Source organism: Stenotrophomonas sp. Steno-C18, from assembly GCF_056393195.1.
In genome coordinates this window covers 1-24,216 of record NZ_JBWJOX010000014.1, presented here as the reverse complement: position 1 = coordinate 24,216, position 24,216 = coordinate 1, and the positions used below count along the sequence as shown (strand labels likewise).

25 protein-coding genes are annotated in these 24,216 nt (G+C 68.4%); 15 read left to right on the top strand and 10 right to left on the bottom strand.

The features are described 5' to 3' along the window. The first annotated feature begins 7 nt into the window (after positions 1–7). Entirely contained in the window at positions 8–535 is a 528-nt protein-coding gene (locus tag AC06FE_RS19105; RefSeq protein WP_478073952.1) for a 2OG-Fe(II) oxygenase, read from the top strand. Here the strand turns inward: AC06FE_RS19105 and AC06FE_RS19100 are convergent. Further along, a complete protein-coding gene (locus AC06FE_RS19100) occupies positions 520–2,337 on the bottom strand; it encodes a tetratricopeptide repeat-containing sulfotransferase family protein (protein WP_478073951.1) in 1,818 nt (605 codons plus the stop codon). The genes AC06FE_RS19105 and AC06FE_RS19100 overlap by 16 nt on opposite strands. 412 nt (positions 2,338–2,749) lie before the next feature. Between AC06FE_RS19100 and AC06FE_RS19095 the strand changes: the two genes are divergently transcribed. Continuing rightward, the gene (locus AC06FE_RS19095) at positions 2,750–3,646 is read left to right on the top strand and encodes a helix-turn-helix domain-containing protein (RefSeq protein WP_478073950.1); all 897 of its coding nucleotides are present in this window, start codon (positions 2,750–2,752) and stop codon (positions 3,644–3,646) included. A 74-nt stretch (positions 3,647–3,720) separates the two neighbouring features. On the opposite strand, the gene AC06FE_RS19090 is transcribed toward AC06FE_RS19095, so the two are convergent. Genes AC06FE_RS19090 through AC06FE_RS19080 form a run of 3 tightly spaced genes read right to left on the bottom strand, consistent with a single transcriptional unit; the run spans position 3,721 to position 5,941 of the window. Then, positions 3,721–5,157, bottom strand: a complete 1,437-nt coding sequence (locus AC06FE_RS19090; RefSeq protein WP_478073949.1) for an NAD(P)(+) transhydrogenase (Re/Si-specific) subunit beta — start codon at positions 5,155–5,157, stop codon at positions 3,721–3,723. After that, the gene (locus AC06FE_RS19085; protein WP_132864908.1) at positions 5,154–5,642 is read right to left on the bottom strand and encodes a hypothetical protein; all 489 of its coding nucleotides are present in this window, start codon (positions 5,640–5,642) and stop codon (positions 5,154–5,156) included. The genes AC06FE_RS19090 and AC06FE_RS19085 overlap by 4 nt, the downstream gene beginning before the upstream one ends. After that, a complete protein-coding gene (locus tag AC06FE_RS19080; protein ID WP_132864909.1) occupies positions 5,639–5,941 on the bottom strand; it encodes an NAD(P) transhydrogenase subunit alpha part 2 in 303 nt (100 codons plus the stop codon). The genes AC06FE_RS19085 and AC06FE_RS19080 overlap by 4 nt, the downstream gene beginning before the upstream one ends. Before the next feature lie 84 nt (positions 5,942–6,025). On the opposite strand from AC06FE_RS19080, the gene AC06FE_RS19075 reads away from it, so the two are divergent. Genes AC06FE_RS19075 through AC06FE_RS19065 form a run of 3 tightly spaced genes read left to right on the top strand, consistent with a single transcriptional unit; the run spans position 6,026 to position 7,415 of the window. Next, positions 6,026–6,625, top strand: a complete 600-nt coding sequence (locus AC06FE_RS19075) for an RNA polymerase sigma factor (protein WP_425603673.1) — start codon at positions 6,026–6,028, stop codon at positions 6,623–6,625. Continuing rightward, positions 6,622–6,984, top strand: a complete 363-nt coding sequence (locus tag AC06FE_RS19070; protein ID WP_192286622.1) for a hypothetical protein — start codon at positions 6,622–6,624, stop codon at positions 6,982–6,984. The genes AC06FE_RS19075 and AC06FE_RS19070 overlap by 4 nt, the downstream gene beginning before the upstream one ends. Then, positions 6,981–7,415 (top strand): DUF3106 domain-containing protein, encoded by a 435-nt coding sequence (locus tag AC06FE_RS19065; protein WP_192286623.1) that lies wholly within the window; start codon positions 6,981–6,983, stop codon positions 7,413–7,415. The genes AC06FE_RS19070 and AC06FE_RS19065 overlap by 4 nt, the downstream gene beginning before the upstream one ends. Before the next feature lie 205 nt (positions 7,416–7,620). Here AC06FE_RS19065 and AC06FE_RS19060 read toward each other — a convergent pair whose 3' ends face one another. Next, positions 7,621–8,724 carry an NAD(P) transhydrogenase subunit alpha gene (locus tag AC06FE_RS19060; RefSeq protein WP_446541875.1) on the bottom strand — a complete coding sequence of 368 codons (1,104 nt, stop codon included), beginning with the start codon at positions 8,722–8,724 and terminating at the stop codon, positions 7,621–7,623. A 66-nt stretch (positions 8,725–8,790) separates the two neighbouring features. After that, complete coding sequence (locus AC06FE_RS19055; RefSeq protein WP_478073948.1) at positions 8,791–11,121, bottom strand: DUF1631 domain-containing protein; 2,331 nt, start codon at positions 11,119–11,121, stop codon at positions 8,791–8,793. 304 nt (positions 11,122–11,425) lie between these two features. On the opposite strand from AC06FE_RS19055, the gene AC06FE_RS19050 reads away from it, so the two are divergent. The 4 genes from AC06FE_RS19050 to AC06FE_RS19035 are packed head-to-tail and all read left to right on the top strand — an operon-like array spanning position 11,426 to position 14,268. Continuing rightward, positions 11,426–12,001 carry a nitroreductase family protein gene (locus AC06FE_RS19050; protein ID WP_478073947.1) on the top strand — a complete coding sequence of 192 codons (576 nt, stop codon included), beginning with the start codon at positions 11,426–11,428 and terminating at the stop codon, positions 11,999–12,001. Next, positions 11,998–12,936 carry a 5'-3' exonuclease gene (locus AC06FE_RS19045; RefSeq protein ID WP_313254232.1) on the top strand — a complete coding sequence of 313 codons (939 nt, stop codon included), beginning with the start codon at positions 11,998–12,000 and terminating at the stop codon, positions 12,934–12,936. The genes AC06FE_RS19050 and AC06FE_RS19045 overlap by 4 nt, the downstream gene beginning before the upstream one ends. Further along, the gene (locus tag AC06FE_RS19040) at positions 12,933–13,484 is read left to right on the top strand and encodes an NUDIX hydrolase (protein ID WP_478073946.1); all 552 of its coding nucleotides are present in this window, start codon (positions 12,933–12,935) and stop codon (positions 13,482–13,484) included. Before AC06FE_RS19045 ends, AC06FE_RS19040 begins: the two co-directional genes overlap by 4 nt. Further along, complete coding sequence (locus tag AC06FE_RS19035; protein ID WP_478073945.1) at positions 13,477–14,268, top strand: N-formylglutamate amidohydrolase; 792 nt, start codon at positions 13,477–13,479, stop codon at positions 14,266–14,268. The genes AC06FE_RS19040 and AC06FE_RS19035 overlap by 8 nt, the downstream gene beginning before the upstream one ends. Positions 14,269–14,363: 95 nt before the next feature. Here the strand turns inward: AC06FE_RS19035 and AC06FE_RS19030 are convergent, their stop codons facing one another. Together AC06FE_RS19030 and AC06FE_RS19025 are read right to left on the bottom strand one after the other, a co-directional pair. Further along, the gene (locus tag AC06FE_RS19030) at positions 14,364–15,083 is read right to left on the bottom strand and encodes a hypothetical protein (protein WP_478073944.1); all 720 of its coding nucleotides are present in this window, start codon (positions 15,081–15,083) and stop codon (positions 14,364–14,366) included. Positions 15,084–15,183: 100 nt separating this feature from the next. Beyond that, positions 15,184–16,587, bottom strand: coding sequence for an MFS transporter (locus tag AC06FE_RS19025; RefSeq protein ID WP_478073943.1), 1,404 nt, complete (start codon positions 16,585–16,587; stop codon positions 15,184–15,186). Positions 16,588–16,676: 89 nt separating this feature from the next. Between AC06FE_RS19025 and AC06FE_RS19020 the strand changes: the two genes are divergently transcribed. Beyond that, entirely contained in the window at positions 16,677–17,579 is a 903-nt protein-coding gene (locus tag AC06FE_RS19020) for a LysR family transcriptional regulator (protein ID WP_478073942.1), read from the top strand. Between the two features lie 63 nt (positions 17,580–17,642). On the opposite strand, the gene pip is transcribed toward AC06FE_RS19020, so the two are convergent. After that, positions 17,643–18,587 carry a prolyl aminopeptidase gene (pip, locus tag AC06FE_RS19015; protein WP_478073941.1) on the bottom strand — a complete coding sequence of 315 codons (945 nt, stop codon included), beginning with the start codon at positions 18,585–18,587 and terminating at the stop codon, positions 17,643–17,645. Between the two features lie 147 nt (positions 18,588–18,734). Then, positions 18,735–19,577: a peptide chain release factor N(5)-glutamine methyltransferase gene (gene prmC / locus AC06FE_RS19010; protein WP_243694018.1), complete on the bottom strand. Its 843-nt coding sequence runs from the start codon at positions 19,575–19,577 to the stop codon at positions 18,735–18,737. Positions 19,578–19,870: 293 nt separating this feature from the next. Here prmC and ahpC point away from each other — a divergent pair, with 293 nt between their 5' ends. The 5 genes from ahpC to AC06FE_RS18985 all read left to right on the top strand — a co-directional run. After that, complete coding sequence (ahpC, locus tag AC06FE_RS19005; RefSeq protein ID WP_132864922.1) at positions 19,871–20,434, top strand: alkyl hydroperoxide reductase subunit C; 564 nt, start codon at positions 19,871–19,873, stop codon at positions 20,432–20,434. Positions 20,435–20,656: 222 nt separating this feature from the next. Next, positions 20,657–22,252 (top strand): alkyl hydroperoxide reductase subunit F, encoded by a 1,596-nt coding sequence (gene ahpF / locus AC06FE_RS19000; RefSeq protein WP_478073940.1) that lies wholly within the window; start codon positions 20,657–20,659, stop codon positions 22,250–22,252. An 83-nt stretch (positions 22,253–22,335) separates the two neighbouring features. After that, the gene (locus tag AC06FE_RS18995) at positions 22,336–23,244 is read left to right on the top strand and encodes a LysR substrate-binding domain-containing protein (RefSeq protein WP_132864924.1); all 909 of its coding nucleotides are present in this window, start codon (positions 22,336–22,338) and stop codon (positions 23,242–23,244) included. Between the two features lie 322 nt (positions 23,245–23,566). Further along, on the top strand, positions 23,567–23,992 hold the full coding sequence (gene rnk, locus AC06FE_RS18990; RefSeq protein WP_132864925.1) for a nucleoside diphosphate kinase regulator: 426 nt from the start codon (positions 23,567–23,569) through the stop codon (positions 23,990–23,992). A 33-nt stretch (positions 23,993–24,025) separates the two neighbouring features. Beyond that, the coding region (locus tag AC06FE_RS18985) for a transaldolase family protein (RefSeq protein ID WP_478073939.1) at positions 24,026–24,216 on the top strand (191 nt) is incomplete at its 3' end.

The following is a 24,216-nucleotide window of genomic DNA, read 5'->3' as shown; positions in this document are numbered from 1 at the left end:
AGCGGAGATGTGCGGCAAGTTGATCGCGTCGTTCAACGCATTGGGCCGCTTCCAGCAACGCAACGGGCGTGGCGTGCGCGTCGGGCTCGAACAAAGCGCCTGGACCGAGCTGGACATCAGCCGGCTCTCCGATGCGCCGTTCCTGGCCTTCTTCCGGCAGCTGATCAGCCAGTCGCTGCAGCGCTACAACGCCGACGTCGGGCTGCCACTGGCCCTCCCCGACAGCCCCCTGCTCAGCCCGCTCATCCTCAAGCGCTACCGCGCCGGTGGCGATGAGAAGTTCCAGACACACTTCGATGCCATCAACGAGGTCTGCGACCGCTACCTGGTGTTCCTGTGGTACCTCAACGACGTCGGGCACGGCGGCCAGACCTGGTTTCCCGGCCTGCACACCGGCGTGGCCCCGCGTGCCGGCCGCCTGCTGATGTTTCCGCCGTACTGGATGTACGCCCACCAGGGCCAACCGTCGCCGGACCAGGACAAGTACATCCTGTCGACCTACCTGCGCTTCCCGCAGCGTCACTCCATCGTGTAGCCGTACCGTATTGCCCACGGCTCCAGTTCGGCCAGCACGGCATCGCCAAAGAAGGCGCGGTAGCGCTTCCAACGGCCCACCGCGTTGGCATTCACCGGCTCGATCACCTGCGAATAGCTGGGTGTGTTGATGCGCCGGCTGCGCTGCGCCGCGGCATGGTGCGACTGCAGCTGCGCGGCCTGCATCGGCAGCGACAGGAAGCCCATCAGCGCCTCCAGATGCTGCGCCCTGGCCTGCACCAGATCCTCGTAGCGCAGCACATGCACGCGCGCCGGCACCCATTCGCGCTGCGCATGCCACCATTCCATCACCCGGACGTAGGTGTGCGCCGTGGACGCCAGCGATTCGAAGGCCAGCGCGCCGCCGTTCAAGCCGAATGCCTGCATGTGGCAGCTGAGCACGCAATCACAGGGGTGGCGCAACAGCAGCAGCCAATCGGCCTGCGGAAATAGACGGGCCACGTACGGCAGCCGCGTCATCGTCAGTGGGTACTTGTCCACCAGCCGCCCCTGCGGCACGAGGTGGCGATGGACCTGTTGCCAATAGTCGGCGCGCGCCTGGTCCACCGCGGCGCCGGGAAGACCATCCAGCGATGCATCCAGTGCCGCGTCACGCCAGCCATCGCGCCTGCGCAGGTTCTCGATCATCACTTCCAGCGCTGGCCGCTCATCGAGCACGTCCAGCGCGCTGTGCGCATCGAGCATGCGCTCCAGCAACGTCGTACCGGAACGCGGGAACCCCACCAGGAACACCGGATCGGGCGGCCCCTGCCGCTTGCCTGCATCGACCGCCACGGCCGGCGCGTGCCGCCGGCGCTGGTCCAGCCAGCCCAGCACGGCCGGCAATACCGTTTCCGGCCAGCGTGCCTGGAACGCAAGGCGAGCCTGTGCGTGCGCGTGTTCGAGCGCATGGATCGCAGCAGCCGCGTCGCCTTCCTGATCATGGTCCTTCGCCATCTCGAACCAGAGCTGGGCGCGCATGGCCGGGTCGGCCCCGGACGGCAATGCGGCCTGCGCTAGCGCGGCCGCCGTGCGCGGCTGCCCGCTGCGTCGCGCGATCCGTGCCGACGCCAGTGCCAGCATCGCCCGCCCGTCATCCGACGCCGGTGGTGGCAGACCGGCCAACACCTGCGCCGCCTCGTCCACGCGGTTGAGCCGTTCCAGCAACAGCGCCAGCTGGATACGCGGTTCCGCATCCTCCGGCATCTGCCCGATCAACCCGATGTACAGCGCCAACGCCGCCTCGTCCTGGCCGCACTGCATCTGCAGCCACGCCAATGCCTTGCGCTGCTGCCCGCCCAGGTGGCCGGCTTCCAGCCCCGCCAGCACCTGCGCCGCGTCGTCAAAGCGTTCGAACTCGACCAGGCAGCGTGCGTAGGCCAGGCGTACGTCCGCCGCCTCCGGTTCCAGCGCATACGCCTGCACAAGCAACTGGCGCGCAGGGGCGAACCCGCCCTTGCCGAGGCAGGCCAGCCCATGCCCGAGCAGGTAGGCCACTCCCTCCGCGCCCTGGCGGCGCGCGTTCTCGAATGCCTGCACGGCCGCGTCGATGTCATCCAGTTCCAGGCAGGCGTTGCCGAGATTGATCCAGGCCTCGACCAGGTCCGGCTGCAGGCGCAACGCGTGTTCGAGCAGCGGCCGGGCATGCCTGGCCTGGCCATGCTGGAGATGGAACGTCGCCAACAGCGCCAGGCCGGGCGCGAATGCCGGCGCCACCTGTACCAACCGTCGAGCCAATGCTTCGGACTGTGCGCACTGGCCGTCATGCCACAACGCCAACGCCTGCTCGTAGAGATCGCGCACCTGTCATCGCCCCTGGAAGTTGCATGGGAAATCATCACAACGCTCGACGCGGAATCGCAATAAATGCAAATCAAGCTGCAAACCCATGCACGCGCGGCTTGCGCCTGCGAGTTCAGCATGGGCCATCCGGCCTCCTGGCAACTCTCTCCCAGGCGAGACCTTCCTCAGCCCCCGGCGTAATGGGGAAAGCAGGGCCAAAAAAACCGGATCTGCCCGGCTCGTCCGGGCTATTTTTTTTCCTGCGATTTGGTCATACGCTACACCCGATTGATGTCGCGGGCAGAAACACGCAAGGGCATTCCCAGCAGCGCTGCTTTTCACGTTGAAGCCATCCATCCACGACACGGTCGGGACTCCCGACGGTGGAGGCGCAGTGAAGATCCGGCACCACCAGCTCCACGGATCGCAGGCCATGAGCCTGCCTTCCGGTCCCAGCGACAGCGTGCATGTTGTCGCCAGTTCAGGACGCGGGACACGCCTGCAGGTGCCGGCAGGCTGGGTAAGCGTAACGGCCATTCTGCATGGCGAACTCGAGCTCTCCAGCAATGACACGCCCTGGCTGCTGCCTTCGCGCCACGTGCAGGTCTGGCTGGAGGGCGGGCTGCGGCATCACAGCCGCAGCCATGCGCGCTGGATGTGCATCACCGCCCCGCTGCAGACGTGGCGCCAAGCACACCCCGGCCCGCTGCCGGGCAGTGCGTTGATCCCACGCCAGGAACCCTGTCCGCACGCCCTCGCCCGCCCGATCGTGCACCTCACGCGCACGCGCTGGTTCCCGACCGACGCCGATACCCCCGAGGTAGCCGATGCGTTCATGCAGCTGCACGACGCCCTCATCGAGCAGCAGCAGGCACTGCAGGGCGAACTGGAACGCTGCAGCGGGCGTACCGCCGCGCGCCGGCACCAGACGCTGCTGCGCCTGCTCAAGGTGCAGCACCTGATCCGCTGCAACGTCGACGACCGGCTGGATCTTTCGCGACTGGCGGCGATCGCCAACTACTCGCCCACGCACCTGATCCGCGTCTACCGCGAGGTGTTCGGCGAAACGCCGAGCGAGTACGCCATCCGCCTGCGCCAGCAACGTGCGTGGGAGCTGGTCCAGGGCACCGGACTCTCCGTCTGCGAGATTGCCGAATCGCTCGGCTTCGAGAGCGAGAGCGCGTTCTGCCGGGCGTTCAAGCATGCCTTCGGTTGCACCACGTCCGAAGCGCGACGCCGCCAAGGCGCCGGCCCGCTGCAAACCGCCCGACCACCATCCTGCGCGGATGCGGCATCTGCCGACCAACGGGCACCTGCCCTGGCGCCTTGACGCGGGCACGCTGCCTCACCACCGCCATGCGCGCTGGATCGACGGCCAATGTTCCGGATGATGAAATGGCGGGCTCAGTGCCCGCCGTCGAGCGCCTTCAACTCACTGACCAGCGCGCTTGCCGCTTCGGCACCGTCGCCGTACAGCATGCGCGTGTTGTCGGCGTAGAACAGCGCGTTTTCGATGCCGGCAAAGCCGGTGCCCTTGCCGCGCTTGATGACGATGGTGTTCTTCGAATTGACCACGTCCAGGATCGGCATACCGTAGATCGGGCTGCTGGGATCGGTCTTGGCCACCGGGTTGACCACGTCGTTGGCACCGATCACCAGCGAGACGTCGGTGGTGGCGAACTCGGGGTTGATGTCGTCCATGTCGGCGATCAGGTCGTAGGGCACGCCGGCCTCGGCCAACAGCACGTTCATGTGCCCGGGCATGCGTCCGGCCACCGGGTGGATGGCGAACTTCACCTTCACCCCGCGCTCGGTCAGCCGCTGCGCCAGTTCCCAGATCTTGTGCTGGGCCTGCGCCACCGCCATGCCGTAGCCGGGCACGATCACCACGCGCTCGGCGAAGGCCATCATCGCCGCCACGTCGGCCGCTTCGATCGGCTTCTGGCTGCCGCTGATCTCCGCGCCCTGGCCGCCGCCACCAAAGTTGGAGAACAGCACGCCACTGATCGGCCGGTTCATCGCCTTGGCCATCAACCGGGTCAGCAGGATGCCGGCCGCGCCGACCATCATGCCGGCGATGATCAATGCCTCGTTGCCGAGCACGTAGCCCTCGAAAGCCACCGCCAGGCCGGTGAAGGCGTTGTACAGCGAGATCACCACCGGCATGTCGGCACCGCCGATCGGCAAGGTCATCAGCACGCCCAGCGCCAGCGCCACCACGAAGAAGCTGATGATCGCCACCGGCTGCAGGCTCACCGCCGCCCACGCGCCCAGCCCCACCATCGCCACCGCCATCAACAGGTTGAACGCCTGCTGGCCGGGGAAGGTGACGCGCTTGTCCAGCCGGCCGTCCAGCTTGGCCCAGGCAATGATCGAGCCCGACAGCGATACCGCGCCGATCGCCGAACCGATCACCGCCAGCGCCAGCACCGTCGCCGACGGCTGTCGTGCGGCAAGCGCGGCGATGGCCTCGGCACTCCAGTGGCTGGTGTCGCGACCAGCAACATCGGAAAAACGCAGCAGTTCAACCGCGCCGATGGCCGCCGCCGAGCCGCCGCCCATGCCGTTGTACAGCGCCACCATCTGCGGCATGTCGGTGATGGCCACCTTCTTGGCCGACACCCAGGCCAGGCCGGTGCCCAGCAACAGCGCTACCGCGATCAGGCCCAGGTTGTGCAGCCCCGGCAGCAGGAAGGTGGCGGCAGTGGCGATCAACATGCCCGCTCCGGCCCAGTGGATGCCGCTGCGCGCGGTCCTGGGCGAGGCCATGCGCTGCAGGCCGAGCAGGAACAGCGTCGCAGCCACCAGGTAACTCACCTTCACCAGCACCGTCATGCTCATGCAGCCTTCTCCAGAACCGTTGTGTCTTGAGCGGCAACCCGCCGATCACGGCGGTGGTGTTCCCGCATCTCGATGGCCGTCTTCAGCAGGCCGATCATGCCCAGCCCGAACGCCACCAGCCCCAGCGACAACTGCGACAGCGCCGTCGACGCGGCCAACGCGGTACCCGCCAACCCGAGAAGGATCGGCAGCAACGCCTGCACGGTCAGCAGCCACAGCATCCAGTAGCCCTTGCGCGGGTCTTCCCAGACCTTGCGCGAGACTTCGTTCTGGGTACGGGTCGGATCCTGCAACGAGGACATGCCGATGCCCACGCCGGCGTACAACAGCGCGTTGTTCAGCGCCTCCAGCAGCCCGCCCAGGCCCGTGAAGAACGGCGAAGCGACGTAGTACAGCGCAACCAGCATGGCCGGGTACTGCAGGTAGCTCAGCCACTGGAACACCTGCCGGGCGTCGAACCGGCGGGATGGCGATGGCCCGGTCACCGGCCCTTCCCGTCCGGCTTCTTGGAACTCTTGAACATTTCCAGCATGCGCTCGGTGACCACATAGCCACCGGCGGCATTGCCCGCGCCCAGGGCCACGGCGATGAAGCCGATGGCCTTCTCCAGCGTGGTATCGGCGTGGCCGAGCACCACCATGGCACCGATCAGCACGATGCCGTGGATGAAGTTTGAACCGGACATCAACGGCGTGTGCAGGATCACCGGCACCCGCGAAATGATCACGTGGCCGGCGATCGCCGCCAGCATGAAGATGTACAACGCCACGAACCCGTCGCTCATTGCTGCTCTCTCCAGGGCTGGAACCGCCCGCACGGCATCATAACCACGGCGACCGAGCGGATGCGACGGTTGCGCTGTCAACCAATGCCCGGCCCGTGCGTTTACACCATCAGACCCCCGCCGGAACGCTACCCTGTGCTGGTGACCAGCCCGCCCCTGACGTCCACAGCCACGCCTGCCTCGCTGGAAGCCTTCCTCGCCGGCGTGGGGCCGCGCGCCTTCCGCTTCGCCGAGGCCGGGCTGCGCCAGCGCGAGGATGCGCTGGACGCCGTGCAGGACGCGATGGAGCGCATGCTCGGCTACGCCGACCAACCGCCGGAAGAATGGACGCCGCTGTTCTGGAGCATCCTGCGCCGGCGCATCATCGACCTGCAGCGGCGCCGCAGCTTCCGCCTGAAGTTCTGGGCCCCGCAGGACGATCAGGACCAGGACAGCGCGATCGACTGGGCCGACGAAGCCGCCGGCCCGGCCCGGCAGCATGAGCAGCAGCAGGACTATGCGCGGCTGGTGCGGGCCCTGCGGCAACTGCCGGCGCGGCAACGCGAGGCCTTCAGCCTGCGGGTCCTGCAGGAACTGGACGTTGCCACCACCGCCAGGGCGATGGGCTGTTCGGAAGGCTCGGTAAAAACCCACCTGTCGCGCGCGCGCGACGCATTGCAGAAACAACTGGAGGCCTCGCGGTGAACCGCCTGCCCACATCGCCGGATGATTTCGACCGCTCCCTGCGGCAACTGCAGCAGCAGGCCGAGGGCGCGCTGTCGCCCGCCACGCTCGCCCGGCTGCGCCAGGCACGGCAGCAGGCCGGGACGGCCAGCGCGCCCTGGCGTCGCCGTGGCCTGTGGCTGGCCACCGCCTGTTCGGCGGTGCTGGCCGTGACCTTCGCGCTACGCTTCAACGGCACCGATGCACCGGTGGCCGCACCGGCCACAGCCACGGCAGCGGCCACGGTCGACAGCGACGATGCGATCGATGCGCCCCTGCCGTTCGATGAGAGCCCCGAGCTGTACCTGTGGCTGGGCTCGGACAACCTGGCGATGGAATGACCCTGATGAACGCCCTGATCCCCCGCGTGTTGCCCCTGCTGCTAGTCCTGGCCGCGATCCCGGCGCTGGCCCAGCAATCCCCGCCATTGCCCGAATGGGACCAGCTGACGCCGGCCCAGCGCGAAACCCTGATCACGCCGATGCGTGACCGCTGGAACGCCTCGCCGGACCGCCGCCAGCGCATCTATGACCATGCCCGCAGCTGGCAGCAGATGACCCCGGAACAGCGTGAGCAGGCGCGCCGTGGCATGCACCGCTTCGAACACATGTCACCGCAGCAGCGCCGCGAGGCACAGGCGCTGTTCGCCAGGATGCGCGGCCTGGACAGGACCCAGCGCCAGCAGCTGCACGACCAGTGGGTGAAGATGACGCCCGAGCAACGCCGGCAATGGGTGGAAGCCAATCCGCCACCGGCCCGTCCGCAGCGGTAGAGCGTCAAAGGCCCGCCCTCATCCGCCCCTGCGGGGCACCTTCTCCCGCCCACGGGAGAAGGGATGGGTTCGCCGCAACCTGAGCCCGCCCGTGAACCGGAAGTCCGCATGACACGTCCTTCTCCCGCTTGCGGGAGAAGGTGCCCCGCAGGGGCGGATGAGGGGGCTTTGGATTTCCGCCTCCCCCCACCCCGCGAGACCCACCTCACACCGGCGGGATCTCGCCGCCCGCCGGACGCTGCGGCCACACCGTCCTGACCAGCAGTTCGTCGCTCCAGTCCAGGCGCAGCGCGCCCTCCTTCAGGAACAGCGACACGAAGTTGTAGACGTTGCGCGCATACATCTCGCTGGCATGGATGGCCCCCATGCTGGCCAGGTCCAGCGGACCGGCCACGGTGACGCCCCCCACCTCGACGGTCTCACCCGGACGGGTGGCCTCGCAGTTGCCACCGGTCTCGGCGGCAAGATCGACGATCACGCTGCCCGGCCGCATGCCGGACACCATCGCCGCGGTGATGATCTTCGGCGCCGGGCGCCCGGGTACCGCGGCGGTACAGATCACCACATCCACACCCTTCAGGTGCTCGGCCAGCCGCCGCTGCTGCTCGGCGCGCTCGTCCTCGGTCAGCTGGCGCGCATAACCGCCCTCGCCCGCCGCACTGACACCCAGGTCCAGGAACTTGCCGCCCAACGATTCGATCTGCTCGCGGGTTTCCGGGCGCACGTCGAAGCCCTCCACTGCCGCGCCCAGCCGCTTGGCGGTCGCCACCGCCTGCAGGCCGGCCACGCCGGCACCGACCACCAGCACCTTGGACGGGCGGATCGTGCCGGCGGCAGTGGTCAGCATCGGGAAGAAGCGCGGGGTCAGCTGCGCGGCGATCAGCGTGGCCTTGTAGCCGGCCATGCCGGCCTGCGAGCTGAGCACGTCCATGGCCTGCGCGCGGGTGGTGCGCGGCAGGCGCTCCAGCGGGAAGCACTGTACCTGCCGGGCCTGCAACGCCGCCGTACGTGCCGGCTCGGCCTGTGGATGCAGCATGCCAACCAGCACCACGCCGGCCTTGAAACGCTCGATCATCGCCACCGGCGGTGGCTGCACGCACAGCACCAGGTCGGCGGTCTCCACGGCTTCGTCCAGTGTCGCCCCCGCTTCCAGATAGGCCTGGTCGGTGAAGCCGGCGGCCACGCCGGCACCGGGCTGCACCCGTACGCTGGCACCGGTGGCCAGCAGCTTCCTGACCGTCTCCGGCGTGGCGGCGACACGCCGCTCGCCCTGGGCGGCTTCCTTCAGAACACGTACATCAACGGCCATTCCAGTCCCCGATGCGCAGTGGATCAACTGCCCGGATCGTAGCAAAGCCCCGAACGTGCGCGGCGATCAGCCGACCGCGGCCGGCTGCGGCTCCAGGCGGTCGATCACGCCCTGCATGGCGCTGTCGAAGGCGCCATCGTCCACGTGCGGACGCAGGCGGCCCAGCCGCACCATCACCGCCAGTTCTTCCGGCGAGGCCACGCAGAAGCGGATGCCGCGGCGGTTGACGAACAGCAGGCGCGAGGAAATCGGGCTCACCCAGGACAACTTGCCGGCCTGCAGCTTGCCGTCCTTGTCGATGAAGTCCAGCCAGGTGCCGATCTCCATCCGACGGAAGCGCTCGGCATCACTGTCGTCGAAGTCCTCGGCCTTGGCCGTGCTGCCGAAGTCGATGGCCGGGGCTTCCTGCGCCGGCGGGGTCGGCAGCGCCACCTGCGGCAGTTCGGGCAGCGCGCGCTCCAGCTCCGGCCGCACTTCGGCGATCGACTGCAGGGTGTCGTGCAGGGCATCGATGGCCGCCGTCCCCGCATCGCCATGGACACCGACGCTGGCGAACACCTTGCGCAGCCCCGGCTGGCAGGACTGCAGCCACGGCTTGCCGACGATATGACGGCGCGCCTCGGCAACTTCCTCCAGCACCTCGTCGGCCAGCTTCAGGGCCTCGGTGACGCCCTCGCCCTCTTCGCCTTCGCGCAGCAGGGTCAGGGTCAGGTGGTGGTTCCATGGCTGGCGCAGGAAATCGTCGATGGCCTTGGGCAGGCCCTGGTCGGCGACCCGACGTTCCAGCTCGAGGGCGGCGCGGCTGCGCGCGACCTCCAGTTTCTCCTGGCCACGCTGCGTTTCGGCGGCGCGGCGCTCGGCGATCTCGATGCGGCGGCGGTGCTGGGCCAGGAATTCGCGGAACTCCTCCTCCAGCGTCAGGAAGATGGCCAGGTTCTCGTTGAACTCGGCCGTCAACCTCTCGATGATTTCCTCGACCTTGCCCATCAGCGCGCGCTCGGACTGGCTCTCGCCCGCGTTGCCCTCGCAGGCCTCAGCCAGCGAGTTGAGCAGGCGCCGCGCCGGGTGGGTCTTCTGCACGAACATGCGACGGTCGAGCATGGCGACCTTGACGAACGGCACCACCAGCCGGCCGATCAGCTCGCGCGAACGGCCTTCCAGGTCACGTTCGTCGAGCATCACGTCGAACAGCATGCCAACCAGGTCGATGGCATCTTCGTCCTGCGGATCCAGGTGCGCCTGCGCCGGGTCCACGCCCAGCCGGGTCGCGCCGGCCAGCACTTCACTCTTGAGCCGCTGCGCCAACGATTCGCCGTCTTCGCCGACGGCCGCGCGCAGGGTGGCACTGGGCGTGGCCTGCAGCAGCGACAGCACCGACATCATCTCGCGCTGGTTCAAGGCGCGCTGCAGGCCTGGCTCACCGCCGTGGCCGGCGGCAGCGCCGCCGATGCCACTGGCGGCTGCGCCGCGCGCCTGCCGCGACTGCACCAGCAGCTCATGCAACGCCTCGAGCACCATGCCCTGCTGGGTGGCGCCATCGACTTCGAATCCGCCACCGCCCTGCGCGTATCCCTCGCCCTGGGCTTCGCCCATGCGGCCGAGGTTGGCGCGCTGCTGCGCGAAGCGTTCGGAGAAGCGTCGTGCCCAGCCCGGTGCCCCGCCCTGCGGGTCGAAGCCATCCTCGTCCGGGGCATCAGCGTCCGGTACCGCCGCCGGCCGCCGCGGCGGCTGGCGGCGCGGCGCACCCAGTTCAGGGGCTGCGCCGGCCTGGGCCAGGCGCTCGTCCAGCGCCTCGTACAACTTGCCGATACTGCCGGCCAGTTCCCGTTCGCACAGCTTGAACAGCACCAGGCGCACTTCCGGGGTCAGGTCACACGGGGCGAAGGCCTCGTGCAGGGCGACGCCGATATGTTCGGGACTGATCGGATTGGTGTCGGCATTGAGTTCCTGACCGCCGGCAACCCAGCCCAGGCGATGGTCCAGCCGCGCCAGCACCTGCTTGTACTCACGCAGCAGCACGGTGGCCAGGTTGCGCACCGCCAGCCGCGACTCCAGGACGTGTTCGGGCACCAGCGCCAGCCCACCCTCGCCGGCACCGGCCATGACGCTTTCCGCCGACTGCGGCGCACCCGATTCCAGCGCGGCCCAGGCCTGCTGCAGGTGGCTGGAGAAAAGACGGGAAACCTCGTCGCGGCGGCGGCGCAGCTCGCGCATGCCGTCGAGGAAGGCCATCTGCGAGGCGCCGGCACTTCCGGCCCGATCGAACAACGCATCGTCGAACCCGGCCAGGACCTTGTCGAACAGCTTGGACAGCGCCGGCAATGCCGCTTCACGCGCCACGGCCAGAAGGTTCTGGTTACGACCGGGCTGGCCCGGGACTTGCGGGTTGGACATCATGCGCAAAGGCTCCACACCCGTGAAGGCGCTGGACTTTTGATAGACGGGTTAGGACAAGCGGACGCGGCCCCTGTTTCCGCCCGTGGATGGTAGGGCGAGTAGCTGAACAGGGTCAGTGATGCAGTAAGCACTTCAAACCTCATGACCGGCATCCCGGCACGGCCGTCTATGCTAAGCGGGCCGCGGAATATTGGCGAATTTCACCGCCCTTCCAGGGCGATGATGGCAATCACAGTTTGCGCTACCCAAGGTGTCATCGTCCCGCCGTCTATAATCCCCGACCGTGTTTTGCCCCCGGTGAGTCATGTCCGACAACTGTTTCCTGCACGCCTTGAACCAGCGCGTTTCGGTTCCGTCCAAGCAACTGGGCGAACCCGCCCCGGACCCGGCCACCCTGCTGCGCATGCTTGAAGCCGCCGTGCGCGTACCCGACCACGGCAAGCTGGTCCCGTTCAGATTCCTGCAGATCCGCGGCGATGCCCGTCACGCTTTGGGCGCGTTCCTCGCCCGGCGCAGCCGTGAGCGCGACCCGCACGCCGCCGAAGCGGTGATCGAGAAGGACCGCCTGCGCTTCTCGCATGCGCCGCTGATCGTGACCGTCATCGCCCACCTGCAACCCGACCACAAGGTGCCGGTGCAGGAACAACTGCTGACCGCCGGTTGCGTCTGCTTCGCGCTGCTGCAGGCCGCGCAGGGGTTCGGCTTCGGCGCGCAGTGGCTGACTGCCTGGATGGCCTATGACGCCGCAGTCGCCGACCACCTTGGCCTGGGCCAGGACGAGCACATCGTCGGCTTCATCCATGTCGGCACGCCGAAGCTGCAGGTGCCCGACCGTGACCGCCCGGACCCGGCCGCGCTGCTGCAGGACTACCGGCCGTGAGCACCGCCCCGGCCAGCGCGCCGCTGTACCTGGTCGACGCCAGCCTGTACGTGTTCCGCGCCTGGCATTCGATGCCGGACGAGTTCCAGGACAGCCAGGGCTGGCCGGTCAATGCCGTGCACGGCTTTGCCCGCTTCCTGCTGGACCTGCTCGAACGCGAACGCCCGCGGCATATCGCCGTGGCCTTCGACGAGGCACTGGACAGCTGCTTCCGCCACCGCATCTACCCGGCCTACAAGGCCAACCGCGACCCCGCCCCGGATGAACTGCGCCGCCAGTTCGCGCACTGCAAGGCGTTGTGCGCGGCGCTGGGCCTGGACGTGCTGGCCGACCGCGAGTACGAGGCCGACGACCTCATCGGCACGGCGCTGCACGCCGGCCGCGGGCATGGCCTGCGCGGGGTGATCGTCTCGGCCGACAAGGATCTCTCGCAGTTGCTGCTCGAACACGACGAGCAATGGGACTACGCGCGCAACCAGCGCTGGGGCGCGGCCGGGGTGAAGGCGCGCCACGGCGTGCACGCACACCAGATCGCCGACTACCTGGCGCTGTGCGGCGATGCGGTGGACAACATCCCCGGCGTGTCCGGCATCGGCACCAAGTCGGCGGCGGTGCTGTTGTCGCACTTCGGCAGCCTCGACGCCCTGCTCGAACGCATCGACGAAGTGCCGTTCCTGCGCCTGCGCGGTGCGGCGACCATGGCCGTGCGCCTGCGCGAGCAGCGCGAACTGGCCCTGCTGTTCCGCCAGCTGACCACCATCGCGGTGGACGCACCGCTGGCCACCGCGCGCCCCGGCTTCACCCGCGGCAATGCCGACGCGGACATGCTGGGCGGGCTGTGCGATGCACTGCGCTTCGGCCCGATGACCCGGCGCCGGTTGCTGTCGGCCGCGGGCATCGAAACGTCCTCTCCTTCCGCCAACGAGTTCGCATGAGCCAGAACACCGCAGCCCCCCGCGTCGTCTACGAAGGCAAGTACCAGCGCATGGTCGTGCGCGGCACCTGGGAGTACAGCGAGCGCACCCACGCCGGTGGCCTGGCCGCGATCATCATCGCAGTCACCCCGCAGGACGAGGTGCTGTTCGTCGAACAGTTCCGCGTGCCGCTGCAGGCACGCACCATCGAGATGCCGGCAGGCCTGGTCGGTGACGTCACCGCCGGCGAGTCCATCGAGGAGTCGGCGGTGCGCGAACTGGAAGAGGAAACCGGCTGGACCGCCGACCACGCCGAAGTACTGATGATCGGCCCGACGTCATCCGGCGCCAGCAACGAGAAGATCGCCTTCGTGCGCGCCACCGGCCTGCGCAAAGTTGGCAACGGCGGTGGCGACGACAGCGAGGACATCACCGTGCACAGCATCCCGCGTGCGCGTGCCGCGGCATGGCTGGTCGAGAAGATGGGCGAAGGCTACGAGCTGGACGCCAAGCTCTGGGCCGGCCTGTGGATGATCGAGCACCACCTCGACGGGAGGCCGCGTGGCTGATTCCGGAGAGCAGGCATTGCCGCCGCTGCTTGATGCCGGCGACCCGGCGATCTTCACCGTGCACCACCCGCACGGGCGCTCGCCGTTCGTGCTGCTGGCCGATCATGCCGGCCAGCAGGTGCCCGCAGCCTTGCACGACCTCGGCCTGCCGCAGGCGGAGCTGGACCGGCATATCGGCTGGGACATCGGCATCGCCGGCACCACCCGCGCACTGGCCAAGCGGCTGGATGCCTGGGCGATCGAACAGACCTATTCGCGCCTGCTGATCGACTGCAACCGCCCGCTCGCCTCGCCGACGCTGATCCCCGAGGTCAGCGACGGCACGCTGATCCCCGGCAACGCCGGCCTGAGCGCCGCGCAGCGCCAGCAACGCATCGACGCCATCCATGCGCCCTACCACGCGCGCATCAGCGCCGAGCTGGACCGTCGCCGTGAGGCCGGCATCCCCACCGTGCTGGTGATGATGCACAGCTTCACCCCGGCGATGAACGGTATGCAGCGCCCGTGGCACGCGGGTGTGCTCTACCACCAGGACACCCGCTTCGCACATGCACTGCTGCAGGCGCTGCGCGCCGAAGGCGACCTGGTGGTTGGCGACAACGAGCCGTATTCGGTCAACCGCAACAGCGACTACGCCGTGCCGGTGCATGGCGAAGGCCGCGGACTGGTGCACGTGGAGCTGGAGATCCGCCAGGACCTGATCGCCGATGCCGCCGGCCAACAGGCCTGGGCCGAACGGCTGGAACGCATCTTCCGCACGTTGCAGCCCAGCCTGACCAGGTAGGAGCGCGTTCAAGGGCGAAGCAGGTGCGTCGTCAGATGTGGGGCTGACCGCGACCGGATGACCTGCCGGCTTCGCGGCCGAGGCCGCTCCTGCGTTCAACGCCTGTAGTGGCGGGTGACCTCGAAACGCGCGCCCGGACGCGGCACCGGGCCTTCGGCCAGTATGTCCACGCGCAACACGCCAGCAGCCTCATCGCGGTAGCGATAGTTGACGCGGATGCCGTTGGAGGTGGTGACCTCCACGCGCAGCCCATCGGGCACATCATGCAGGCGGGCTTCCACGCCCGGGGCAATGCTCACCGCCGCACCCGACAAGGGCAGCATCACCACGTCAGTGGTGTCCTTGCGCCCGAACAGCACCGATTCACGGCTGCGGTACAGCACCAGCGTGTCTTCCAGCGGCGCGGCGAATTCCATCTCCGGGCGCAGCATCGATGCCGGCGTCGCATGGCCCGCACCGGCAGCACCCGGACCGCCCGTGCCATGGCCGCCTCGACCACCACGGCCACCGCCCATCCCGCCGCCATCGGGGCCACCGCCCATGCCACCGGGTGGACCTCCACCCCCGCGGCCGCCAGGACCACGCGGACCCGCTTCCGCATCCGGCCCCGCATCACCTGTACCGGTTGGACGATCCGCGCCGCGCGGCGGCGAAGCCTGCCCGGCGGCCCTTTCCGCGGCCTTCTGTGCCTGGCGGTTGCCCGAGGCATCGGCCTTCCATTCCACCGGCGGATCACCGGCCACCTGCTGCGCTGCCGCCGGTGCGATCACCAGCACGCAGGCAAGCACCCATCCACCCTTTGCATGCAACACCACGATGCAGATCCTGTCCGGTAACACCGGCGACCATGCTGCACGGCGACCGGCGGCGTGATGTGTCAACACCGACACATCACGCCAGCGACCGCTGCACCGTTCAGCCGGCCGATGGTGTCCCGTCGCAGGCCGGTTGGGGTCGCCGCGCCAGCATCACCAGCACCACGCCGAGCAGCGCGAATGCCGCTGCGCCGAACTCGGCGCGCACCAGGCCGGCCAGGGCCGGTGCCGTCCCCGGCTCGCCGCCCGCGGCGTTGGCCAGCATCACCAGCACCGCCAGACCCAGCGCACCACCAATCTGCTGGGCGGTGGCGGCCATGCCCGAGGCCACGCCCTGCTGTGCCGCCGGCACGCCCTGCCCGGCCACGATCCACATCGCCGTCCAGGTCATGCCCTGGCCGATGCTCAGCAGCACCACGCCCGGCAGCAGTGGCCAGAAACCCGCTCCCTGCGGCAGCAATGCCGCAACCAGCGCGATACCCGCCGCGCCCAGTCCCAACCCCCATACCAACACCTGCTCCACCCGCAGCCGCTGCAGCGCGCGCTCGGCGATCCGGATGCCGAAGGTGCACACCGCGGTGGCCGGCAGGAATGCCAAGCCGGCCTGCAACGGGCTCCAGCCATAGCCATCCTGGAAGTACAGCGCCAGGAAGTAGTACTGCACGCCATAGCTGCTCATGAACAGGAAGGTCAGCCCCATCGCCAGGCGCAGGCCGGGCAGGCGCAACAGGCTGAACTGCATCAGCGGGTCATGGCTGCGCCGCTCGATCCACACGAAGGCCGCCAGCAACACGGCCGCCATTGCCAGGCAAAGCACGGTGCGCGGTGCCAGCCAGCCCCATTCCGGCCCCTGCACCAGGGTGGCCACCAGCAGGCTGCCGCCGACGGTGACGGTCAGGCAGCCGGCCAGGTCGAACGAACGCCCGCGCGGCATTTCGCCGTCACGTGGCAGCCAGGCCCCGCCCAGCACCGCGCAGGCCGTGGCAAACGGCACGATCACCCACAGCACCGAGGACCAGCCGAACACCTGGGTCAGCACACCGCCCAGCAGGGTGCCCAGCGCCAGCCCGAGCGCGCTGGCCATGCTCCAGATCGCCAGCGCGCGGTTGCGCACCGGGCCTTCGGCATACAGCGTGTTGATCAACGCCAGCGTGGCCGGGAACAGCAATGCCGCTCCCACGCCCTGCGCCGCCCGCGCGGCGACCAGCCCACCGACGCTGCCGGCGAACCCGCCCAACAGCGAGGCCAGCGCGAACACGATCATGCCCAGCCGGTAGATGCGGCGGCGCCCCAGCAGGTCGGCCGCGCGCCCACCCAGCAGCAGGCAGCCGCCAAAGGCCACGGTGTAGCCGCTGACGATCCATTGCAGTTGTTGGGCGTTGACCTGCAACGCCCGGCCCATGTCGTGCAGGGCGACGAAGATGATGGTGGCGTCCAGCGCGATGATCAGCTGGGCCATCGCCAGCAGGCTCAGCGCCAGCCGCGGGTATCGAAGAGGGGGCATGACGGCCTCGCTCAAAAGGGGCTGGCAGTGTCATTGATGCGCATGAATGCATAAACCACCTAATGTCGATTTCTGCGATGATTTTTCGCATGAATGACATTCCCTTCGATCTCAACGCGGTGCGGATGCTGGTGCAGGTGGCCGAGGCCCGCAGCTTCACCGTGGCCGCCGGGCAACTGGGGCTGAGCCAGTCCGGGCTGTCACGGGCGATCAGCCGCCTGGAGGCCGGGCTGGGGGTCAAGCTGCTGCAGCGGAACACCCGCAACGTCGGCCTGACCCCGGACGGCCGCCAGTTCATCGACCAGGTCACGCCGCTGCTGTGCGGGCTGGAAGATGCGCGCCGCCAGCTCGGCGACCGCCCATGCACGCCCTCGGGCACGCTCAAGATCACCGCCCCGTCGATGTTCGGGCGCAAGGTGCTGGTGCCCCTGGCCGGGCAGCTGATGGCCAGGTACCCGCAGCTGCAGATCGAGGCGGTGCTGAGTGACCGCCTGGTCGACCTGTTCGAGGAAGGTTTCGACGCGGCCCTGCGCACCGGCCCGGTCGCCGACCAGCGCATGATCGCGCGACGGCTGCGGCCGCTGCGCTGGGTGACGGTGGCCAGCCCGGCCTACCTGGCCCAGCACGGTGCGCCGGACAGCGTGCAGGCGTTGCGCGAACACCGCTGCCTGGCGGTGCGCAACCTGCGCAGCGGGCGGCTGGTGGACTGGCAGTTCCGTGATGCGGACGGCCAGCTGCGCGAGTTCACGCCGCCGGCGCGGATGGTGTTCGACAGCGGCGACCCGCTGGTGGAAGCCGCGCTGGCCGGCATCGGCATCGTGCAGGTGATGGACTTCGCGGTGGCCGACGCACTCGCCGATGGTCGCCTGCAGCGCGTGTTGCAGGCCGCCGAAGGGCGCAGCCGCGAGCTGTCGTTGATCTACCCGCCCTCGCGGCAATGCTCGCCCAAGCTGCAGGTGTTGGCCGATGCACTGCTGGCCGGGGAATGGTGAGGCCGGCGACGGAAACAGAACGGGCGGCCTGCGCCGCCCGTCCATGCCACATGATCGAGCAGCTCAGCCGGCGAACGAATCGGTGGCGCGCACCAGCGCATCCACGTTCTCGGCCTCGAACGCCGAGTGGCCCGAGGCCGGCGTGATCTGCAGCTGGGCCTTCGGCCACACCTTGTGCAGGTCCCACGCATTGGCCAGCGGGCACACCACGTCGTAGCGGCCGTGCACGATCACGCCCGGGATATGGGCGATCTTGTGCGCGTCGCGCAGCAGCTGGTCTTCCACCTCGAAGAAGCCGCCGTTGACGAAATAGTGGTTCTCGATGCGCGCGAACGCCAGCGCGAACTGCGGGTCCTCGTGGCTGTTGATGAAGTCATCGTCCACGTGCAGGAAGCTGGTGGCGCCTTCCCACACGCTCCACGCCCTGGCCGCGCCCAGACGGGTGGCCTCGTCATCGCTGGTCAGGCGGCGATGGAAGGCCGAGATCAGGTCGGCGCGTTCCACTTCCGGGATCGGCTTGAGGTAGTGCTCCCAGGCGTCCGGGAACAGGCGGTTGGCGCCTTCCTGGTAGAACCATTCCAGTTCCCAGCGGCGCAGCATGAAGATGCCGCGCAGCACCAGCTCGGTCACGCGCTGCGGATGGGTTTGCGCATAGGCCAGCGCCAGCGTCGAGCCCCAGCTGCCGCCGAACACCTGCCAGCGGTCGATACCCAGCTGCGCGCGCAGCTTCTCGATGTCGGCCACCAGGTCCCAGGTGGTGTTGTCCACCAGGTCGGCATGCGGCGTGGAGCGGCCCGAACCGCGCTGGTCGAACAGGATGATCCGGTACTTGGACGGGTCGTGGAATTGGCGCATCTTCGGCGTGCAGCCGCCGCCGGGGCCACCGTGCAGCATCACCACCGGCTTGCCGTCCGGGTTGCCGCATTGTTCGAAGTACAGGGTGTGGCGGTCATCGACCTTGAGCGTGCCGGTTTCGTACGGCTCGATGGCGGGGTAAAGCGTGCGCATGGCGACCTCACGGGAACAGAAGCGGCAGTTTAGCGCAGCGCTGTTTTGTTCTTGTCGGCGCACGCCGGTGGAGCGCAGCCCTGCCGCGCGGGGCGTTGCCGGGAAGGTCGCTTGCCGAGCGTGGCTCGGCACTGCCGCTGCGGGGGCCTATGCGGGCAGGCGGCCCAGCGTTACCCGGTCGCGCTGTTCCAGGTCCTGCACGGTCTGCGCGTCGACGAAGCCGGCCTGCTCCAGCAGTGCGCGGATCGCTTCCCCCTGGTCCCAACCGTGTTCCAGCAGCAACCAGCCTCCGGGCACCAGGTGCTCGGGCGCGCCGGCCACGATCTCGCGGATCGCGTCCAGCCCGTCGGCACCCGATGCCAGGGCCGGTGGCGGCTCGAAGCGCAGGTCGCCCTGCGCCAGGTGCGGGTCACCGGCGGCGATGTACGGCGGGTTGCTGACGATCATGTCGAAACGGTCCGCCCCCAGCGCCACGAACCAATGCCCACGACGGAACCAGACGTTCTCCAGGCCATGTGCCTGCGCGTTCTTCACTGCCACCGCCAAAGCCGGGCCAAGCACGTCGGTGGCCATCACCGTGGCCAACGGCCGCTCGCTGGCGATGGACAGAGCCACCGCACCGCTGCCGGTGCCCATGTCGGCCACCCGCACCATGTCGTCGTCGGGCAACCGGGCCAGCGCCTGCTCGACCAGCAGCTCGGTTTCCGGGCGCGGGATCAGGGTGGCGGTGTTGACCTGCAGGTCCAGCGTCCAGAACCCGCGCCGGCCGACCAGGTAGGCCAGCGGGTGGCCTTCGGCCCGGCGTGTGACCAGCAGCTCGAAGCGCTGCCGCGCGTCCTGGTCCACCGCGTCGGTGGCATGGGCGAACAGCCAGGCACGTTCCACGCCCAGCACGTGCAGCAGCAACTGCTCGGCCTCGTGGCGGGCATCGGCACCGGACAGGCGCCCGGCAGCTTCCCGCAACAGCTCGGCAACGTTCACCGTGGACACTTCACTACCTCTTCGCGGGATGTTTTCAGGACGGCGAGGATAGTCACCGCGCTCCGGCCTGCCTACCTCGGTCGGCATAACCGTTGCCTATGTGAATCGATTCATGTTCATCCGGCCCCGGCTTGCGAACCGGGCAAAAGCCCCGATATCCGGACGTATCGGCATTTCACGCCGCTGAACGATAGTCAAAATCTATTGATGCGATGCATCCAATTCATTTGTTTTATTAGTTTTTGCCTATTAGTCTTCTTTCCAACGCTTCACCCCCGCCCCTTCAACCAAGAGGAAGTTCCATGTCCCTGATCAACACCCAGGTCCAGCCGTTCAAGGCCAACGCTTACCACAACGGCAAGTTCATCGAAGTCACCGAGGCCTCGCTGAAGGGCAAGTGGTCCGTCCTGATCTTCATGCCGGCAGCGTTCACCTTCAACTGCCCGACCGAGATCGAAGACGCCGCCGAGCACTACGCCGAGTTCCAGAAGGCCGGCGCCGAGGTCTACATCGTCACCACCGACACCCACTTCTCGCACAAGGTGTGGCACGAAACCTCGCCGGCCGTCGGCAAGGCCCAGTTCCCGCTGGTCGGCGACCCGACCCACCAGCTGACCAACGCCTTCGGCGTGCACATTCCGGAAGAAGGCCTGGCCCTGCGTGGCACCTTCGTGATCAACCCGGAAGGCGTGATCAAGACCCTGGAGATCCACTCCAACGAGATCGCCCGTGACGTGTCCGAGACCCTGCGCAAGCTGAAGGCCGCCCAGTTCACCGCCGCCAACCCGAACCAGGTCTGCCCGGCCAAGTGGAAGGAAGGCGAGAAGACCCTGACCCCGTCGCTGGACCTGGTCGGCAAGATCTAAGCCGCAACACGCCGGTCGGGATGCGCCAGGCCTCTGGCCCATCTCCCCGGCACTCCCACCCCGCCTTCGCGGCGGGCGTGGGGGTGAACCGCAGCGTGTTGATGCCAGCCAGCATCACGCAAGCAAGCCCGACAGCCCGCTGCGGTTCACCCCTACTTTTCCGGCGCGTTGCCCAGGCAACCGCGTCCTCCCCCCGTTTTGCCTCGTTCAAGGAGTTGCGCCGTGCTTGACGACACCCTCAAGACCCAGTTGCAGCAGTACATGGGCCTGCTGCGCCAACCGTTGCGCCTGATCGCCTCGCTCGATGACAGCGCCGCCGCCCAGGAAATGCGTGGCCTGCTGGACGACATCGTCGCCGCCGGCAACGGCAAGATCACCCTGGACGCCTCCGGCACCGACACCCGTCGTCCCTCGTTCGTGGTTGCCCGCGAAGGCCAGGACCATGGCGTGCGTTTCGCCGGCCTGCCGCTGGGCCACGAATTCGAATCGCTGGTGCTGACCCTGCTGTGGACCGGCGGCCATCCGCCCAAGGTTGCCGAGGAGGTGCTGGACAGCATCAAGGCGATCCATGGCACGTTCGACTTCGACGTCTACATGTCGCTGACCTGCCACAACTGCCCGGACGTGGTGCAGGCGCTGGCGCTGATGGCCATCGTCAACCCGAACATCCGCACCACCGTGATCGAAGGCGGTGCGTTCCAGCAGGAAGTGGAGCAGCGCCAGGTGATGGCCGTGCCGATGGTGTTCCAGGGTGGCCAGATGTTCGACTCCGGGCGCATGAGCCTGGAGCAGATCATCGCCAAGCTCGACACCGGCGCCGCCGCCCGCGATGCCGAGAAGATCAACGCCAAGGACGCGTTCGACGTACTGGTGGTTGGCGGTGGCCCGGCCGGTTCGGCCGCGGCGATCTATGCCGCCCGCAAGGGCATCCGCACCGGCGTGGCCGCCGAGCGTTTCGGTGGCCAGGTGCTGGACACCATGGCCATCGAGAACTTCATCTCGGTGCAGCACACCGAGGGCCCGAAGCTGGCCAGCGCGCTGGAAGCCCACGTGCGTGAGTACGAGGTGGACATCATGAACCTGCAGCGCGCCACCGAACTGGTGCCGGCCGGTGCCGATGGCCTGGTCGAAGTGAAGCTGGAGAACGGTGCCTCGCTGAAGTCCAGGACGGTGATCCTGTCCACCGGCGCACGCTGGCGGCAGATGAACGTCCCGGGCGAGGACGCGTACCGCAACAAGGGCGTGGCCTACTGCCCGCACTGCGACGGCCCGCTGTTCAAGGGCAAGCGCGTGGCGGTGATCGGCGGCGGCAACTCCGGCGTCGAGGCGGCCATCGACCTGGCCGGCATCGTCAGCCACGTCACCGTGTTCGAGTTCGACAGCAAGCTGCGCGCCGACCAGGTGCTGCAGGCCAAGCTCAACAGCCTGCCCAACGTGAAGGTGGTGCTCAACGCACAGACCACCGAGGTGCTGGGCGACGGCCAGAAGGTCAACGGGCTGGTCTACACCGACCGCGTCGGTGGCGATTCGCACCGTGTCGAGCTGGAAGGCATCTTCGTGCAGATCGGCCTGCTGCCGAACACCGAGTGGCTGCGTGGCACGGTGGAACTGAGCAACCGCGGCGAGATCGTCATCGACGACCGCGGCCAGACCAACGTGCCGGGCGTGTTCGCTGCCGGTGACTGCACCACGGTGCCGTACAAGCAGATCATCATCGCCATGGGCGCCGGCTCGACCGCCGCGCTGAGCGCGTTCGACCACCTGATCCGTACCCCGGCCCCGGCGGTTGCCAAGGCCGAAGTGGCTGAAACCGCCTGACCTCAGGCGTCTGCCCGAACAGGAGCGAGGGGAACACTGCCCTTCGCTCCTGTTGCCGTTGCGTCCATTGACCGGAGTCCGCCATGAACCTGCGTGACCTGAAGTACCTGGTGGCACTGGCCGAGCACAAGCACTTCGGCCGCGCGGCGGCGGCGTGTTTCGTCAGCCAGCCGACGCTGTCCACCCAGATCAAGAAGCTGGAAGAGGAACTGGGCGTGCCGCTGGTCGAGCGTGCGCCGCGCAAGGTGATGCTGACCCCGGCCGGGCGCGAGGCCGCGATGCGCGCGCGCGGCATCGTCGCCGAGGTCGAGCAGATGAAGGAAGCCGCGCGCCGCAGCCGCGACCCGGAAGCCGGCACGGTGCGGCTGGGCATCTTCCCCACGCTCGGCCCCTACCTGCTGCCGCACGTGGTGCCGGCGATCCGCCAGCGCTTCCCGCAGCTGGAGATGCTGCTGGTCGAGGAAAAGAGCGACGTGCTGATGGCACAGCTGCGCAATGGCCAGCTCGACGCCGCGCTGCTGGCGTTGCCGGTCAACGATGAGCAGCTGCACACCGAGTTCCTGTTCGAGGAACCGTTCGTGCTGGCCGCGCCGGAAGGCCACCCGCTGGCCGCGCACGACACGCTGCGGCTGGACGACCTGTCCGACCAGCGCCTGCTGCTGCTGCAGGACGGCCATTGCCTGCGCGACCAGGCGCTGGATGTCTGCCACCTGGCCGGCGCCCTGGAGAAGTCCGAATTCCAGGCCACCAGCCTGGAAACCCTGCGGCAGATGGTGGCCGCCAACGTCGGCGTCACGCTGTTGCCGATGCTCGCGGTCAAGCCGCCGGTGGCGCGCTCGGAGAACATCCAGCTGGTGCCCTTCCAGGGCGACCCCCAGCCCAACCGGCGCATCGCCATGGTCTGGCGGCGCAGCTCGGCGATGGGCGCCTTCCTGGAGCAGTTCGCGCAGTTGTTCAAGCAACTGCCGGCGGGGTTGTTGCGGTTGCACTGAGGGCTGGGGCTTTACCCCTCGCCCCCCCCTCCCCTGCGCGATGCGCGAGGGAGGGGGCGGAAGCGGCGTTGGCTGCAATCTGAAGGACCCCGCGGAACCGCTCCCTCCCTTTGGCGCAGCCAAGGGGAGAGTTGGGGAGGGGTACAGCCCCAACCCGCAATCTGAACAGTCCCCCGCCCCACATTGCATCCCGGCCGTGGCGGCCCCATCATCCTGAAAGGGTCGCAAGCGACCCCTGACATCTGCACAATAGTGCCCGGGCGGCGCCGGCAAGGCGTCGCCTTTTGCTTGCATTTTTTCTTCATTAGATAAGGAACATCCCATGACCAGCCACAGCGGTCTCCCGCCATCGATCATCGTTTCCACCCGCGACATGGCCCGCCTCGAGGCCCTGCTCGACTCCCCGGCCCTGAGCCGGCACCCGGCCGCCGTCGCCCTCTCGCAGGAGCTTGAACGCGCCCAGGTGTTGCCGCCGGAGGAAATCCCGGCCGGTATCGTCACCATGCACTCCCGCGTGGACTGCGAAGACGAACTGCACGACGAAAAGCATTCCCTGACCCTGGTCTATCCGCACGAGGCGGATTTCGACAAGGGCCGCGTGTCCGTGCTGGCACCGGTTGGCAGCGCCCTGCTGGGCCTGTCGGTCGGCCAGACCATCGACTGGACCGCCCCCGGTGGCCGCCAGCTGCGCCTGCGCGTGATCGCCGTCCACTACCAGCCCGAAGCTGCGGGCGATTTCCACCGCTGAGCGCCTCGCGCCGGCCTGTACCAGGAACCTGCAATGACCCAGCCCCGCTCCAAGCTCGCCCAGCTGCGTGAACTGTCCGTCGTCGTCGCCGATACCGGTGACTACGAGGCCATCAAGCGCCTGCGTCCGGTGGACTGCACCACCAACCCGACCCTGGTGAAGAAAGCCCTCGACCTGCCGGTCTATGCCGCGTTGATCGAGCGCGAGCTGCAGTGGGGCCGCAA